The sequence below is a fragment of the Sulfitobacter sp. SK025 genome (assembly GCF_003352105.1).
GTDB lineage: Bacteria > Pseudomonadota > Alphaproteobacteria > Rhodobacterales > Rhodobacteraceae > Sulfitobacter > Sulfitobacter pontiacus.
Genome location: NZ_CP025808.1, coordinates 2,483,142 through 2,499,672, shown reverse-complemented (window position 1 = coordinate 2,499,672; position 16,531 = coordinate 2,483,142). Strand labels below are relative to the sequence as shown.

Genomic DNA, 16,531 nt, shown 5'->3' with positions numbered 1-16,531 from the left:
TGTCTCACCCAACGGCACGTCGTTCTATGAGTACAGGGAGCACCGCATGGGGCATTTTCAATCAGACAGTTTTGCAAAGTTCTTGCGGGCGTCTACGGCCGCGGCAGCTTTGGTCTGGGGAGGATGCACGGCGGGTTTTGCGGCGACGCTCGACATCACCGGCATCGATAAGGACTCCGATCTATACGAGACGGTGCTCGGCGGATCGCTTCTGCGCGAGCAAACGGACGAAGATGCAGACCCCACCACGCAAGAGCTTTTGGCCGCCGCGCAGGCCGATTATGCCCGCCTTCTGGCCGTGCTCTATGACGAAGGGTATTTTGCTGCGGTCATCAAGATTACCATCGACGGTGTAGACGCCTCTGCCATCGCGCCGGTCGCCCCGCCGCGCCAGATCAACCGCGCTGTGATCAACATCGAAACCGGTCGCAAGTTCAGCTTTAACAAGGCCGAAATCGCCCCAGTCGCCCCCGAAACCAAGCTGCCCGAACAATTCGCCGCAGGTGAAACCGCAAGTCTCGGCGTCATGAAAGAGACCGTCGCCGCCGGTATCGAAGGCTGGCGCGATCAGGGCCACGCCAAAGCCGAGCTGGCCGACCAGCAGCTGACCGCCCGTGTGCCCGATGCCACGCTGGCAGCAACCCTGCGTCTGCGTCCAGGACCGCGCCTGCGTTTCGGAGAGTTGACGGTAAAGGGAAAAAGCGATGTGCGCCTGCGCCGGATCGTCAAAATCGCCGGACTGCCCACCGGAGAGGTCTATTCACAAGAGCAACTTGATCTGGCCGCCACACGGTTGCGGCGCACGGGCGCGTTCAGCTCTGTCGCGATGATCGAGGCCGAACAGATCACCGCGCCCGATGTTCTGCCAATTACAGCGCAGATCACTGACGCGCCCAAGCGACGCTTTGGTTTCGGCGGGGAACTGTCGTCGCTTGAAGGGCTCAGCGTCAGCACCTACTGGCTGCACCGTAACCTGCTGGGCGGGGCCGAAAGCCTACGTATCGAGGGCGAGGTGTCGGGGATCGGCGGCAATTCCGGCGGCACGGATTATCGTCTTGGCACACGTTTTGAGCGCCCTGCGACCTTTAACGCCGACACGAATTTCTACGCGCTGGCCGAGATCGAACAGCTTGACGAGGTGAACTATTTCTCGCGTCAGCTCGACCTTGAGGCCGGGATCGAACGCATCGCCAGTGAGGAACGGACCTATACGCTTGGTGTCGGTTTGCGGACGGCTGAAACCCGCGACGCTTTTGGCGAGAACAAATATACCTTGCTGACGCTGCCCCTAAGCGCGGAACATGATTACCGCGACAATCGGCTTGATGCGAAAGACGGCTATTATGCCAAGGCCAGCGTGACGCCTTTTGTGGCGCTGTCGGGGTCGGATAACGGCGTGCGCACCTATATCGACGTGCGCGGCTATAAAACCTTTGGCACCACGCGGCCCGTCACCTTTGCCCTGCGGGGACAGCTTGGGTCGGTCTATGGCCCGACGCTGGCTGAATCGCCCGCGGACTATCTGTTCTATTCCGGCGGCGGCGGCACCGTGCGCGGGCAACCCTACCAATCGCTTGGCGTTGATCTGGCCAGTGGCGATACGGTGGGCGGTCGCAGCTTTGCTGGCCTGTCCGCAGAGGCACGTTGGCAGGTACGCGACAAGATCGGCGTCGTGGCCTTTGCCGACGCGGGCTACATCGGTGCCGAGGAATTTTACGACGGGTCAGGCACTTGGCAGTCAGGCGCGGGTCTTGGTCTGCGCTATGCCACGGGCATCGGCCCCATCCGCGTGGACCTCGCGGTGCCTGTGTCGGGCCCCGAAACAGGTGAGAATTTTCAAGTTTATATCGGTATTGGACAATCGTTTTGATCCACTTCATGCGCAGCTTTCTGGTTTTCGCCCTGATCTTTGTCGGCTCTGTCGTTTCGGCCCAAGAGGATGACAAAGGCTTCCTGACCCGCACGATCCAAGACGCCCTCAGCGGCGCGGGCCGCACGGTCAGTATTGACGGTTTCGCGGGTGCGCTCAGCTCGCGCGCGCGGTTCGACCGGATGACCATCGCCGACGACCAAGGGGTCTGGCTGACGCTGGAAGAGGTGGAGTTGGACTGGAACCGATCCGCACTGTTGCGCGGTCGGCTGGAGGTGCAGGCCCTGACCGCAAAACGCCTGAGCGTGCCGCGATTGCCCGTGGCGCAGCAAGAAACGCTCCCCGATCCGGAGGCGGAACCGTTTACCTTTCCGGCGATCCCCGATCTGCCCGTCGCCATTGATGTGGCTGACTTTTCGGTCGACGAGATCAATCTGGGTGCGCCAATTCTGGGCGAAGCGGCCACACTGACCGTTCAAGCCACGGCGCTGTTGAATGACGACACGGCGACGGTCGATATTCTGGCCGCGCGCACCGATGGCAAGAAGGGCGAGTTCAAAATCACCGCTGATCTGGATCGCAATGACAGCCTGCTGGACATGGCCGTGACCCTTTCCGAGGAAGCCAAAGGCATCATCTCGCGTACGTTGAAACTGCCTGATGAGCCCTCTGTCGATCTGGTGATTGCGGGGCAGGGGCCGCTTTCGGATTTTGCGACAGATATCAACCTTTCGACCGACGGCGAACAACGGCTTGCCGGTCAGGTTATCGTTGCCGCCCAAGGCGATAGCGCCGCACCCGACCGCCGTATTCAGGCCGACCTGAACGGCGACGTGACCGCGCTGATCCTGTCGCAATACCGCGAATTTTTTGGCCCGGATGTCGCACTGACCGTGGATGCTTTGGTGCAGGCTGGAGGCGGTGTCGAGGTCAGCGATTTCGGCCTCAAGGCGCAATCCGCGGAACTACAGGGCAAGGTCACGGTGAACAGCGACAACTGGCCCAGCCTGATCGACATCACGGGCACTGTCGCCAGCGCCGATGGCAGTCGCGTTTTGCTGCCAGTGGCTGGGGGCGATACCTACGTGCGGCGCGTCGGGCTTGATGTGAATTATAACGCGCAAGACGGCGACGCGATTGATGCCACCTTCGACGTGACCGAACTGGCCACAGACGCGCTGGCGATTGACGCGACGCAACTGAAGTTGAACGGGACGTTGCAAGGTGCGGCAGGGACCGTCGGCGAATTCATGGGCGATCTGGCATTCTCGGCTGACGGGCTGACGCTGACCAACGCCGCGGTTTCCGAAGCGGTCGGCCAGTCCATCAAGGGGCGTACAACCATCGCCTATACCGAAGGCACACCGGTTCAGATCACGGGGCTTGATCTTTCTGGCGCGGATTATGGTCTGACCGGTGATGTCACGATTAGCGGGCCAGCCGATAGCTTTCTTACCCAGTTGAAAGCCCGCCTTGAAGCCACTGACATCAGCCGCTTTTCCGCTCTTGCCGGACGCGAGATGGACGGGGCCGCGAATGTTGAGATCGCGGGGCAGATCACGCCACTGGACGGGACGTTCGACCTGAATATCTCTGGCCTGACGCAGGATTTGAAAGTGGGGATCGAGCAGGCGGACGCATTGCTGGCTGGCGACACGACGCTAAGCCTTGGCGCATCGCGTGACGAGACGGGGACCTTCGTGCGTGACCTGCTGCTGGAAAACGACGCATTGACCGCTAGCGGTGGCGTCGAGCTGCGCAGCAATAATTCGCAAGCGCGATTTGATGCAAAACTGAATGATATCGCGACCGTGCTGCCGCAATATTCCGGTCCCATCACGATCAAGGCCGAGGCCGATCAGGACACCCGTGGCTGGACTGTTGATGCCGTGACGGACGGCCCCTACGGAGCCGCGCTGACCGCCAAAGGGCTGGCAACGGGCGAGAATGCGGTGCTCAACTTCACGGCCGATGTGCCCGAACTGCGTGACTTTGTGCCCGACGCGCCTGTCGAGGGCCCTATCGCGTTGGATGGTGTGCTCCGCCAGACGCCGGACGGGTGGCGGGTCGACACCAAAGCCTCCGCCCCCGAAAATGTTACTGCCTCGGTCCAGGGGCTGCTGACGCCGCTGGATCTGGACTTTAGCGCCTCGATCCCGCGGGTAGAGGCTTTTGCACCGCAGGTGACTGGCGCGGTAGAGGCGTCGGGCAACCTCAAGCAATTGGAAGAAGGGTTCCAGATCGACGCGAAAGCCAGTGGCCCCTACGCCGCACAGGTTGCCGTTCAGGGGATGTTAACACCTATGGTCGATATCTCTTTTGACGCATCGGTCCCGAATCTTCAGGCGGTGGCGCCACAGGTGAACGGGCCACTTGCGGCGACAGGGACCGTGCGTCAGACGGAAAAGGGGTTCTTCGTCGATACCAACGCGACGGGCCCATATGGCGCGCGCGCGATGGTGGAAGGCTTGGCCACAGGCCCCGATATGTCGCTGACGTTTGACGTGTCGGTACCAAATGTGCAGCCGCTGGTGCCGGGCGTGTCCGGCCCGCTGGCGGCAAAAGGATCGGTGCGGCAAACGCCCGCCGGCATCGCCGTAGATACAAACGCGACGGGCCCCTATGCGGCCCGGGCGTCTGTGCAGGGGGTTGTCACGGGGGATGCGCCCGCGCTGAATTATGATGTCACGATCCCCAATCTGGGGGCCGTGGTGCCAAAACTGTCCGGCCCGCTGAATGTATCCGGTACCGCACAGCAGGAAAGCGCTGGCTGGCGGGTCAATACGAACGCCACCGGTCCAGCGGGCACCCGTGCCACGATCGCGGGGCTTGTTGGCAGCGATGGCAATCTGAACCTTGACGTTAACGGGAACGCGCCATTGGGGCTGTCCGCCCCGTTCATTGCGCCGCGGAGCTTGCAAGGTCAGGCAAGGTTCGATTTGACGGTGAACGGCCCGCCGGCACTTGGGTCGGTCAACGGGAGCATTCAAACCTCCAACGCGTCGCTGTCCGCCCCCAACCTTCGGGTGACACTTCAGGACATCGCAGCGGATATCCGGCTGGCCAATAATCGCGCGCAAATCGACCTTTCTGCGCGCAGCGCTGATGGCGGGCAGATCAAGGCGGGCGGGGCGGTGACCCTGACCGGATCACTGCCCGCCGATATCCAGATCGGATTGAACAACCTCGTGCTGATCGATCCATCGCTGTATCGCACATCGCTTGATGGCAACCTGCGTCTTGCGGGACCGCTTTCGGGGGGGGCGAATATCAGCGGTCAGATCGACGTGGGCGAGACCGAGGTGAGCGTGCCGTCAACCGGTATGACCAGCATCGGTGATATTCCACAGATCGATTTCATCGGCGCGCCAGCAGACGTAGTTGCGACCCGTCGCAAGGCCGGTTTGACCGGTGCCGACGCGGGCACGGATCCCGCGGCAAGTAGCGACAGCGGGCCGGGGTTTGGCCTAAACGTCCGCATCAATGCGCCACGGCGGATTTTCGTGCGCGGCCGTGGTCTGGATGCGGAACTGGGCGGTAGCCTTTTGCTGACGGGATCGACCAATCGCATCATCTCTGCCGGTCGCTTCGACCTGATCCGTGGTCGTCTGGATATTCTTGGCAAACGGTTCGAGCTGGACGAAGGCGCCGTGCGCTTCCAAGGCGATCTGGTGCCCTATCTGAGGTTTGTAACCTCGACGACCACCAACACAGGCGAGGTTCGTATCGTGATCGAGGGCAAAGCCACATCGCCCGAGGTTTCCTTTGAATCGACACCCGATGCACCGCAAGACGAGGTGCTGGCGCAGCTTCTGTTTGGGCGAAACATCTCTGAAATCTCGGCGTTTCAGGCGCTGCAACTTGCCAGCGCGGTGGCGACACTTGCCGGACGCGGTGGCGCGGGGGTGATCTCTAACCTGCGCACGGGGTTCGGGCTGGACGATCTGGATGTGACCACCACCGACAGCGGTGCCACGGCTGTCCGCGCGGGTAAATACATTTCCGAGAATGTCTACACCGATGTGACCGCCGCCTCTGACGGGACAGCGGATGTGTCTATCAACCTTGATCTGACCAAGAACCTGACGGCGAAGGGGACGGTCGGGTCCGATGGGAACACCGGGATTGGTATCTTCTTTGAGAAAGATTATTGATCCGCCATTAAACGCTTTGTTCTGCGGGTCAGCTAGGATGGGGGCCAGCCCCCGTCCCGGCGATGCCGGGACTCCCCCGGGATTTTAACCATCTGGAAAGGCTTACGCGTTATTCCGACAGCGGTGTAAAGCGGCCATAGCGGCCTTGGTCATACATCAGGCCCGCGACGCTGTCATCTGGGTCATAAGCGGCGTGCGTGACCTGCCCGAGGACAATGGAATGGTCACCCGCCGGATGCACGCCGTAGGTGTCACAGTGGAAACTGGCGAGGCAGCCTGCCAGTGTCGGCGTGCCATTGGGGCCAATCGTCCAGTCGAATTGGTCAAACGCGTCGCCAGAGACAGCAAAGGCATCTGCCAGCGCCCGCTGACCGCTACCAAGAATATGCACAGCGAACTGCGCCGCGTTGGTAAATGCGTCATGACGTTTGGAGCTGAGCGCGGGGGACCACTGCACCAAGGGCGGGTCCAGCGAAACCGAGGAAAAGGAGTTCGCGGTCATCCCCAATGGGCCATTCGCGGTCTGCACCGTCACAATCGTGACCCCTGTGCCAAAACGACCAAAGGCGCGGCGAAGCTCGACTGTGGCATCGGGCAGGGGGATGAAGTGGTGCAAAGGATCAGCCATGCCGCAGCGGTGCCACGGGGAGCCGGATTTGTCCAGACAGCAAACCCCGGCCCGTTGCGGCACGCCCTCTGCGGGTGGCGATGGTGGTCGCTAAATAATGCTGTGTGGAACCGAATAGCGCCTGCCGTGTTGTTCCCCCACTGAGAGGCATGACCGCGAAATTTCGGACTGCCTGTCGGAGAAGGGGTGTTGGGATATGAGGTTCCAGCTACCGCCAACAGGCACCCGAATGCCGACGCTCACGACTGTTATTGGCGGGTTTCCCGCCGGAAGGATTAACTATGACACTGAATCGTTTTGCCCCCATCAAGCTGACTGTCGCAGCCCTTGTCACCGGTGCTGCTTTGTCCACGCCTGCACTGGCCGACGACGGCGAGACTGTGGACCACACCGAGGTCGGCTCGCTGAGCTGTGACGTTGGTGATGGCACAGGCTTTATCTTCGGGTCTACGCGTGAACTGACCTGCACCTTCAATCCCGTGCAAGAGGGTCTGGCTGACGAGACATATATCGGCGACATCAAGCGCTACGGCATTGATATCGGCAAGACCCAGAATGGTCAGATGTCTTGGTTGGTGTTGGCACCGACGGAAGCTGAATACTACGAAGGCGGCTTGAACGGCGACTATCAGGGTGTTTCTGCTGAAGCCACTGTTGGTGTGGGCCTTGGGGCCAATGTCATGGTCGGCGGTTCCGAAGACACGCTGGCGCTGCAACCGGTGAGCGTCAACACGCAGAACGGCGTAAACTTTGCCATCGGCGTGGGTGAAATTACACTGCAACGCGTTGAAGGCTAATTCAGGCCAATAGGTCGATATGCAGAAGGGGCACCATTTGGTGCCCCTTTCGCGTTATATGGTCCTAGCGGTTCATCCGGTTCGCGATCAGATCGTCGACAACCTCGGGCTCTGCCAGGGTAGATGTATCGCCAAGCGTGCCATAGTCATTCTCTGCGATCTTGCGCAGGATGCGGCGCATGATCTTGCCTGAACGGGTTTTGGGCAAGCCGGGGGCCCATTGGATCATATCGGGCGAGGCGATCGGGCCAATCTCCGAGCGGACCCAGTTGCGCAGCTCGGCCCGAAGGTCCTCGCTCGGGCTTTCGCCGCTCATCAGAGAGACATAGCAATAGATGCCCTGTCCCTTGATGTCATGGGGGAACCCGACGACCGCGGCCTCTGCCACCTTAGGGTGCGCGACCAATGCGCTTTCGACTTCGGCCGTGCCCATCCGGTGACCGGAGACGTTGATCACGTCATCCACGCGGCCCGTGATCCAGTAATCGCCATCCGCGTCCCGGCGGCACCCGTCCCCGGTGAAGTAATAGCCCTTGTAGTCGCTGAAATAGGTCTGCTCGAACCGCTCGTGATCGCCCCAGACCGTGCGCATCTGGCCTGGCCAGCTGTCAGCGATACACAGAACCCCCTCGACGTCATTGCCCTCGATCTCGGCACCGGTGGTGGGTTCAAGTACGACCGGTTTGATCCCAAAGAAGGGCTTCATCGCGGCGCCGGGTTTGGTGGCGTGGGCACCGGGCAGCGGCGTCATCAGGTGACCGCCGGTTTCCGTCTGCCACCATGTGTCAACGATGGGGCAGTTCCCTTTGCCCACAACGTCATTGTACCAATTCCAGGCTTCGGGGTTGATCGGCTCGCCCACGGTGCCAAGCAGTTTCAGGCTGCTCAGATCGCAACCGTCAACAAAGGCGCGCCCCTTGCCCATCAGCGCGCGAATGGCGGTCGGGGCGGTGTAGAACTGATTTACCTTGTGTTTTTCACAGATCTGCCAAAAGCGGCTGGCGTCGGGGTAGGTGGGCACGCCTTCGAACATGAGCGTTGTGGCCCCGTTGGCAAGCGGACCGTAGACGATATAGCTGTGGCCGGTCACCCAGCCCACATCGGCCGTGCACCAATAGACATCGCCATCGTGGTAATCAAACGTGACCTCGTGGGTCAGCGCGGCATAGACCAGATAGCCACCCGTCGTATGCACGACCCCTTTGGGCTGACCGGTCGAGCCAGAAGTATAAAGGATGAACAGCGGATCTTCGGCGTTCATCTCTTCCGGCGCGCAAGTGTCAGAAGCCTCTTTTTCAAGCGCGGTATAATCCACGTCGCGCGCATCATTCCATGCCATATCACCGCCAGTGCGCCGCACCACCAGACATTTGACCGATGGATCGCAGCCTGCCAAAGCCTTGTCCGCGTTGGCCTTCAACGGTGTCGCTTTGCCTCCGCGGGGCGCATAATCTGCGGTGATTACAACCTTGGCGTCAGACCCCTGTACCCGTGCCGCCAGCGCATCCGGAGAGAACCCGGCGAAGACGATCGAATGGATCGCACCGATGCGTGCGCAGGCCAGCATGGCATAGGCGGCTTCAGGGATCATCGGCATGTAGATGATAACCCGGTCGCCTTTGCCGACGCCGATATCGCGCAGGATATTGGCCATTTTACAAGTCTGGGCATGCAGGGCACGATAGCTGATGTGCTGCGCCTCTTCGTCCGGGCTGTCCGGCTCCCAGATGATCGCGGTCTGGTCGCCGCGCGTTTCAAGATGACGGTCGATGCAATTGGCGCTGACGTTCAGCGCACCGTCGGCAAACCAGTTGATCTTGACCTGACCGAAAGTGAAGTCGACGTCTTTGACCTTGGTAAACGGCTTCATCCAGTCGATGCGCTGCGCCTGCTCCAGCCAGAACCCCTCGGGGTCCGCGATAGAGGCATGATACATCGCGTCGTATTTCGCGGCGTTCACATGGGCATTGGCCGCCATGTCGTCGGATGGCGGATAGGTCTGTGTGGCGACGTTGGACATGGTTCCTCCCTCAGAACTCTGTTCGTTTTCTGCCGCTCGGACGCATGGGCGTGGCGGCTCTCCCTTGGCAGATCATAACGGGAAGTGAAAAGAAGGAAATAAGCATATGGAAACACGCGGTTTGTCTGTAAATATTTTTCCGTCTGCTGCGCGGACTAGTAAATTTCGCTGACAACCCTGCCAAAACCCTAGGAAACAGCACCGATTGCCTGTTAAGGGGGCCGATCGCGCGCGGGGCATGGTTCCAAATGGTGAAAAATCCTCGCCGAAGGCTCCCACAGGGGCAATCAAGAGATATGTTCGGGGGTTGGCAGCAAGTTGCCCTAAGGATAGTATTTCGCCCAAGCGGGCCCCAAACAGCCCGCATAAGGGAGATATCAATGAACAATCTACTGAACGGCGCAGCTGTCTGCGCTTTGACTTTCGCTTTTGCCTCGCAAGCGGCCGCGACGGAATGGAATGCCTCTGTCTGGGGTAAACGTCGTGCCTTCACCGAGCATGTCGAAAAGATTGCCGAGCTTGTGTCCGAAAAGACCAATGGCGAATTCACCATCAATGTCAGCTATGGCGGTCTGTCCAAGAACTCTGACAACCTCGATGGTATTTCAATCGGTGCCTTCGAGATGGCGCAATTCTGTGCTGGTTACCACGCCGACAAGAACCGCGCGATCACCGTGCTAGAACTGCCCTTCCTCGGGGTTCAGAACCTTGAAGAAGAAGTCGCCGTATCCCGCGCTGTTTACGCACACCCCGCCGTGGCCAAAGAGATGGCACAGTGGAACGCCAAGATGCTGATGACCTCGCCAATGCCGCAGTACAATCTTGTTGGCACGGGCGAGCCTCGCGATACGCTGGAATCCTTTGACGGCATGCGCGTGCGCGCGACAGGTGGTCTGGGCAAAGCCTTTGAAACCGTGGGCGCTGTGCCGACCTCCGTGACCTCCTCCGAGGCATATAACGCAATGGAATCCGGTGTTGTGGATACCGTGGCGTTCGCACAGCACGCACACTTGAGCTTTGGTACGATCAACAAGGCCGATTGGTGGACCGCGAACCTCAACCCCGGCACGGTGAACTGCCCTGTTGTGGTGAACATCGATGCCTATGAGGCCCTGTCGGACGCGGAAAAAGAAGCGCTGGACGGTTCTGTCGATGAGGCGCTGGATCACTATCTGGCGAACTATGGCGAGCTGCTGAACCGCTGGGACGCCGTGCTGGAAGAAAAAGGCGTTGAAAAAGTGATGTTCACGCCCGAGGTTCTGGCCGAGTTCAAATCCAAGGCAGCTGACCCTGCGCGTGAAGCCTGGATCAAGGACATGGAAGCCCAAGGCATCCCTGGCCAAGAGCTTTATGACCTGGTCGTCAAAACGCTTGAAGAAAAACGCGCGTCCAACTAATTGGCGCGAGGAGGGGGCTTGCCGATGCAGGCCCCCTTTGTTTGTACGATCTCCCTCCCACTCATTTGAAAGGAAAGCATCATGGCCGGTTCCTCCGCCGTGCTCGAAGACGGCAGTCTGCTTAGCCGTATCGACAAAGGGCTTTTACGCCTTGAAACCGTGTTTGCTCTGGTCTCTGGTATTGCCGTTTTCATGCTGATGGTGCTTGCCGTTTGGTCCGTTGGCGGCCGCAAGTTCTTTGGCACGCCGCTGGCGGGGTATGTGGACTGGATTGAATTCGCCATGCCGTTGATCGCGATCATGGGGATTTCCTATACTCAGCGGAACGGCGGCCATGTGCGCATGGACATCCTGATCGGCCAGCTCAAAGGCCGCGCGCTATGGGCCGCCGAGACTTTCTCGGTCGTGCTGATCTTTATCCTTATGCTGGCGCTGATCTGGGGCTCTTGGGCGCATTTCCAGCGCAGCTTTGACTTCGCCGCACCGATGTGGAGCCGTGACAGCTCCATCGATATCGGTCTGCCGATCTGGCCCGCGAAACTGATCGTGCCAATGGCCTTTACGGTGCTGGCTCTGCGGTTGCTGCTGCAGATCTGGGGCTATGGGCGGGCCTTTGTATTGGGGTTGGAAAACCCCGTTGCCGTACCCTTGGTACAATCCGCAGCCGAACAGGCGATGGCGGAAGCTGAACATCTAGACGGGCGGGACTGATTATGGATCCTATTGAAATTGGCCTATGGGTCTCGGGCGGGCTGCTGCTTATGGTGGTGCTCGGTATGCGCGTGGCTTTCGCCGCGGCCATGGCGGGTCTGGTTGGCCTGATCTGGATCTTTTGGTCCAAGAAAGGCATGCAGTGGTCCGAGCTGGACTGGGCGCTGACGGTCGCGATCAAGACCGCGGGGCAGGTGCCACACTCCAAAGTGTCGAGCCAAACGCTAAGCTTGATTCCCACCTTCATTCTGATCGGCTTTCTTGCCTATTACGCCGGTCTGACCCGCGCCTTGTTCGAGGCCGCAAAACGCTGGATTGCTTGGCTGCCCGGTGGTCTTGCTGTGTCGACTGTCTTTGCAACCGCGGGCTTTGCGGCGGTTTCCGGTGCTTCGGTCGCGACGGCAGCGGTGTTTGCCCGCATCGCTATCCCCGAGATGCTGGCGATTGGCTACAACAAGAAGTTCGCGGCGGGCGTCGTGGCGGCCGGGGGCACTTTGGCCTCGTTGATCCCGCCTTCGGCGATCCTCGTCATCTATGCGATCATCGTTGAACAAGACGTGGGCAAGCTGCTTCTGGCGGGCTTTGTCCCCGGTGCGTTTTCGGCCATCGTCTACGCCGTCCTGATCGTGGGCATTGCGACCATATGGAAAAGCGTCGGCCCCCCTGTAAGCGGCTTTACCTGGAAGCAACGGTTCGCGTCTCTCCCTGCCGCCATGCCGATTTTTGCGGTTGTGATCATCATTATTTTCTTTGTTTACAATCCCTTCGGCGACGCATGGGGCACCCCAACAGAGGGCGGGGCCGTGGGCGCGTTTATCGTTTTCCTGATGGCGCTTTATCGCGGCATGCGGTGGGCCGAACTTAAGGACGCGCTGCTTGAAACCGCGAAGCTGACGGTGATGATCTTTACCATCATCTGGGGCGTGCTGATTTATGTTCGGTTCCTGGGCTTTGCCGATCTGCCGGGCGCGTTCGCCGACTGGATTTCGGGGCTTGAGGCCTCGCCAATCCTGATCCTCGTGTGCATCCTGCTGGCCTATGCGGTTCTGGGGATGTTCATGGATGCGATTGGCATGCTGCTTCTGACACTTCCGGTGGTCTATCCTGCCGTCATGGCGCTGAACGGGGGCGAGTTCGTCTCTGCCGCGGATAGCGCCTTTGGCATGTCGGGGCCGATGTGTGCGATCTGGTTCGGTATCTTGGTGGTGAAGATGGCAGAGTTCTGTCTGATCACGCCTCCCATTGGCCTCAACTGCTTTGTGGTTGCAGGGGTACGCCCTGACCTGAGCGTTCAGGACGTGTTCAAGGGCGTGACACCGTTCTTTATCGCGGATGCCGTGACAATCGCGCTGTTGGTGGCCTTCCCGTCCATCGTGTTGTGGCTGCCCTCACTCGCTGGCTGACATGACTTCCTGATCCTTCATATCATCGGGTTTAACCTGCTCTGCGGACAGGAAATTCCCGATGGTATGAAGCGGTTCAAAGTTCTCGCAAACGACTTTGAACACCACAAGAAAGGGCACCGCGACCAATGCGCCGGGGATGCCCCATAGCCACCCCCAAAACACCACCGTTAGAAATACCGCGACGGTATTCATCTCTAACCGGCGGCCGACCAGCCACGGGGTAATAATCTGCCCCTCTAAGAGGGTCAGCGTTAGGTAACCGGTCGGGGCCAGCATCGCATAGCCGATGGTATCAAACGTCACGAGAGAGAATCCCGCGACCAAAAGCACCCCCGCAAACCCGCCGATATAAGGCAGGAAGTTCAGCATGAACGCCGCGATCCCCCAGATATAGGCCGACGGCAAGCCCAGCACTGTCAGATAGGTCCCGACTAATATGCCGAGCACGGCATTGATCGTGGCAATCGTCAGCAGGTAGCGCGACACCCGCTTCTCCACGTCATAGACCGTATGCAACGCACGTTTCTTTTCCGTTAACGTCGGCATGGATTGCACAAGTTTTAAGTAAAATAGCTCGCCAGAGCCAAGTAGGAACAGCGCCAAAATCAGGATCACCGCCAGCGACGCCCCTGTTTTGCTCACCGTATCCATGGCGGTGTCGAGCAAGCCAGGTTGGCGCACGACAACCTCTTGCGGTTTGCCACCGGTTTCGGTGCCCAGTTTCTCTACCTCTTCCGAGGCAGATCGCATCGTTTCGACCGCATTGCTCACGCCGCTCAGCTTTATCTGGATCTCGCGGCCCATTTCCGGGATCTCGTCGCTCCAGATCGCCACCGTGCCCGCGGACAGTAAAACCACGGCAGCAATCACCAAGCTCGTCGCGGTCACCAGCAAAAAGGCCGACACAGGATGCGGCACGCCGATGCGATAAAGCGCACGGCCCACGGGCGACAGGGTCAGGGCAAGCAAAAAGCCCAGAACAATGGGCAATATCAAGTCCTTGGCGAAATACGCGGTGACGAAAAGGGAAATCAGGACCAGCAACTGAAGTGAGCGCCGGATTGAGGGCAGATGTTCCAAATATGGCTCCAGCAGTTGAAGGATTTAAACCTCAACGCCTTAGCGCGTGGAAAAGTTCACGGGTGTGTGTGCTTATATTGCGGCAGTGACCAAACGCCCCTCGAAGGTTGCGCGCAACTGTGATGAAACTAGGAGGGTCGCGAAGAAATTATGAGCGGAACGATGAGCATATCCATTCACCCAATGTTAAGTGTTGCGCCCTATGCAGCGGGGCAAATGAAGTGCCTAAGTGCCCGGGGCGCTTGCTGATGGGGCGGTCAGCGGTCCTGGCGCTTGGTCTCGGCAGCCTTGTGTGCGTGCTATTTATAGGGTCGCTGTTGATTGGCCCGTCCAGCGCATCCGTGGGCGACAGTTTGAACGCGTTGGTCACCGGGCAGGGCGGCCCGCTGGCCACCGTCATGCGCGAGATACGGCTCCCGCGTGCGCTATTGGGCGTGATGATCGGCGGTGCTTTGGGGCTTTCCGGGGCTGCGATGCAGGGCTATCTGCGCAACCCGTTGGCGGATCCGGGGCTGATCGGGGTATCGGGCTCTGCGGCGTTGGGGGCTGTGCTGGCGATACAGACCGGATTGGCCGCGCTTGCAGCGCTCGCGCTCCCCGCCATGGCGCTTGGCGGTGCCCTGCTAGGGGTGCTGCTAGTGCTGCTATTGGCAGGCCCTCGAGGCACGTCACTAGCGCTGATCCTCGCTGGTATCGCAATATCGGCCTTCGCTGCGGCATTGACCTCGCTGGTGCTGAACCTGTCGCCGAACCCCTATGCGGCGAATGAGATCGTATTCTGGATGATGGGCTCTCTGGCGGACAGGTCCATGACCCATGTCTGGATCGCGATGCCCTTTCTGCTTGGGGGCGGTGTCCTGTTGGCGACCCTCGGGCGCGGGCTTGACGCGCTGACCTTGGGCGAAGACGCGGCAGAGGCGATGGGGATCAACCTATTCCGGATTCGCCTCACGGTCATTATCGGTACGGCGGCGGTCGTTGGTGCCTCTACCGCCGTGGCGGGGGCGATCGGGTTTGTGGGGCTGGTCATGCCGCACCTGCTACGTGGCTTTGTTGGCGCGCGACCGGGGGCGCTGCTATGGGCCGCGACACTTGGCGGCGCGGCGATGATCCTCGCGTCGGATATCCTTGTGCGCCTTGTGGTGCCCAACCGTGATCTCAAGCTTGGGGTTGTGACGGCATTGGTCGGCGCGCCGCTGTTTCTCCACCTGATCTATCGCACGCGGAGGGAAGGGCTATGACCCTGCTATCACTGCAAAACCTCTCAGTTCATCGGGGGCGGAAAACCGTTTTATCCGACATCAACCTGACCTTACGTGAAGGAGAGGTCGTAGGCCTGGTCGGGCCGAATGGTGCCGGCAAGACCACCTTGATGCGCGCGGCCCTGGGTCTGATCCCCGCTGATGGCCAAAGTTCAATCGCCGCACTTGCCCCGCGCATGCGCGGGCGTGCCGCCGCGTGGATGCCCCAATCGCGCGAGATTGCATGGCCGGTCACGGTTGAAACGATCATTCGACTGGGCCGCACACCCCATCTACGGGGCGGGCAGAAAATACAGGCAGAAGATCAGGCTGCCGTAGATCGTGCCATTGCGCAGATGGGTTTGGACACCTTCCGCAATCGTCCCGCCACGCAGCTATCGGGGGGGGAGCAGGCGCGCGTGCTGATCGCCCGTAGCCTCGCGCAAGAGGCACCCTTGCTGATCGCAGACGAGCCCACCGCCGGGCTAGACCCCGCCCATCAAATCGCCGCGATGGAAAGCTTTTCCAAAGCAGCGGGCCAAGGGCGTGGGGTGCTCGTCTCGCTTCATGATCTGGGATTGGCAGCGCGGCATTGCACACGGTTGATCGTGTTGCACAACGGAGCAGTTGTCGCAGACGACGTGCCACAGGTGGCGCTGACGACAGAGATTGTCAAAGCCGTCTTTGGCATTACTGCGTTCAGTAAAGTCACCGACAAAGGGTTTGTTTTTCAACCGCTTGAGGTCGTTTCTTAACCGCTGCTGTCTTGAGAAACGCCGGGGATGTCCACGGCGATGACACCCAATGATCGCGCCGTGGCCAGTGCAAGAACGGGGCTGTCGGGCCCGCCAGTGCTGATCTGATACGCCCGCATTGCCCGCCGTGTCGCGTCGTCGAGCTCCGAATTAATGGCCCCGCCATAGAACCCTCGCGCCTCTAACGCACGTTGCAGCGTTGCGATCACGTCGGGCGTAAGTGCGCTGGTGCAGGGCGTCTCGAACCAGTTGTCCACACGGGGAGAGACGATCTTTTGCCGTGTTTCCGTGCGGTAGATCGGCAGCGACTGGATCTCGCCGGTAGAGCTAATCTGCGCCGGCTGCACCTGTACCTGCTCCGTCACCGTTTCGATCACTGCAGGTGATACGGTCCGGCCCCAACAGCTGCCCGGTGCAGCCCCTGCCGGGCCCTTGGTTGTCGCCTCGCGAACGCCAGGCTCGGGTACCTCTG

The 16,531-nt window shown here is 60.2% G+C and carries 12 protein-coding genes; 8 read left to right on the top strand and 4 right to left on the bottom strand.

What is annotated here, in order from left to right; all coding sequences use genetic code 11:
* Positions 1-46: 46 nt before the first annotated feature.
* The gene (locus C1J04_RS12070) at positions 47-1,870 is read left to right on the top strand and encodes an autotransporter assembly complex protein TamA (protein ID WP_009824988.1); all 1,824 of its coding nucleotides are present in this window, start codon (positions 47-49) and stop codon (positions 1,868-1,870) included.
* 8 nt (positions 1,871-1,878) lie between these two features.
* Positions 1,879-6,024 (top strand): translocation/assembly module TamB domain-containing protein, encoded by a 4,146-nt coding sequence (locus C1J04_RS12065; protein WP_009824987.1) that lies wholly within the window; start codon positions 1,879-1,881, stop codon positions 6,022-6,024.
* A 109-nt stretch (positions 6,025-6,133) separates the two neighbouring features.
* Here the strand turns inward: C1J04_RS12065 and C1J04_RS12060 are convergent, their stop codons facing one another.
* Positions 6,134-6,652: a flavin reductase family protein gene (locus C1J04_RS12060; RefSeq protein WP_009824986.1), complete on the bottom strand. Its 519-nt coding sequence runs from the start codon at positions 6,650-6,652 to the stop codon at positions 6,134-6,136.
* A gap of 281 nt (positions 6,653-6,933) precedes the next feature.
* Between C1J04_RS12060 and C1J04_RS12055 the strand changes: the two genes are divergently transcribed.
* Entirely contained in the window at positions 6,934-7,449 is a 516-nt protein-coding gene (locus tag C1J04_RS12055; RefSeq protein WP_009824985.1) for a DUF992 domain-containing protein, read from the top strand.
* Positions 7,450-7,513: 64 nt separating this feature from the next.
* Here the strand turns inward: C1J04_RS12055 and acs are convergent, their stop codons facing one another.
* Positions 7,514-9,469, bottom strand: coding sequence for an acetate--CoA ligase (acs, locus tag C1J04_RS12050; RefSeq protein WP_009824984.1), 1,956 nt, complete (start codon positions 9,467-9,469; stop codon positions 7,514-7,516).
* Between the two features lie 380 nt (positions 9,470-9,849).
* Here acs and dctP point away from each other — a divergent pair, with 380 nt between their 5' ends.
* The 3 genes from dctP (at position 9,850) to C1J04_RS12035 (ending at position 12,980) form a co-directional block, all read left to right on the top strand.
* Positions 9,850-10,866, top strand: a complete 1,017-nt coding sequence (gene dctP / locus C1J04_RS12045; protein ID WP_005854249.1) for a TRAP transporter substrate-binding protein DctP — start codon at positions 9,850-9,852, stop codon at positions 10,864-10,866.
* Positions 10,867-10,947: 81 nt separating this feature from the next.
* Positions 10,948-11,577: a TRAP transporter small permease subunit gene (locus C1J04_RS12040; protein WP_005854247.1), complete on the top strand. Its 630-nt coding sequence runs from the start codon at positions 10,948-10,950 to the stop codon at positions 11,575-11,577.
* 2 nt (positions 11,578-11,579) lie between these two features.
* Positions 11,580-12,980 (top strand): TRAP transporter large permease, encoded by a 1,401-nt coding sequence (locus tag C1J04_RS12035; RefSeq protein WP_009824983.1) that lies wholly within the window; start codon positions 11,580-11,582, stop codon positions 12,978-12,980.
* Here the strand turns inward: C1J04_RS12035 and C1J04_RS12030 are convergent.
* Positions 12,966-14,063: an AI-2E family transporter gene (locus C1J04_RS12030; RefSeq protein WP_037953796.1), complete on the bottom strand. Its 1,098-nt coding sequence runs from the start codon at positions 14,061-14,063 to the stop codon at positions 12,966-12,968. The two genes, C1J04_RS12035 and C1J04_RS12030, sit on opposite strands and share 15 nt — an antisense overlap.
* Positions 14,064-14,311: 248 nt before the next feature.
* On the opposite strand from C1J04_RS12030, the gene C1J04_RS12025 reads away from it, so the two are divergent.
* Both C1J04_RS12025 and C1J04_RS12020 read left to right on the top strand, forming a co-directional pair.
* Entirely contained in the window at positions 14,312-15,304 is a 993-nt protein-coding gene (locus C1J04_RS12025; protein WP_009824981.1) for a FecCD family ABC transporter permease, read from the top strand.
* Complete coding sequence (locus C1J04_RS12020; protein ID WP_009824980.1) at positions 15,301-16,059, top strand: ABC transporter ATP-binding protein; 759 nt, start codon at positions 15,301-15,303, stop codon at positions 16,057-16,059. The genes C1J04_RS12025 and C1J04_RS12020 overlap by 4 nt, the downstream gene beginning before the upstream one ends.
* Here the strand turns inward: C1J04_RS12020 and C1J04_RS12015 are convergent.
* Positions 16,056-16,436 carry a peptidoglycan-binding domain-containing protein gene (locus tag C1J04_RS12015; RefSeq protein ID WP_009824979.1) on the bottom strand — a complete coding sequence of 127 codons (381 nt, stop codon included), beginning with the start codon at positions 16,434-16,436 and terminating at the stop codon, positions 16,056-16,058. The genes C1J04_RS12020 and C1J04_RS12015 overlap by 4 nt on opposite strands.
* Positions 16,437-16,531 lie beyond the last annotated feature (95 nt).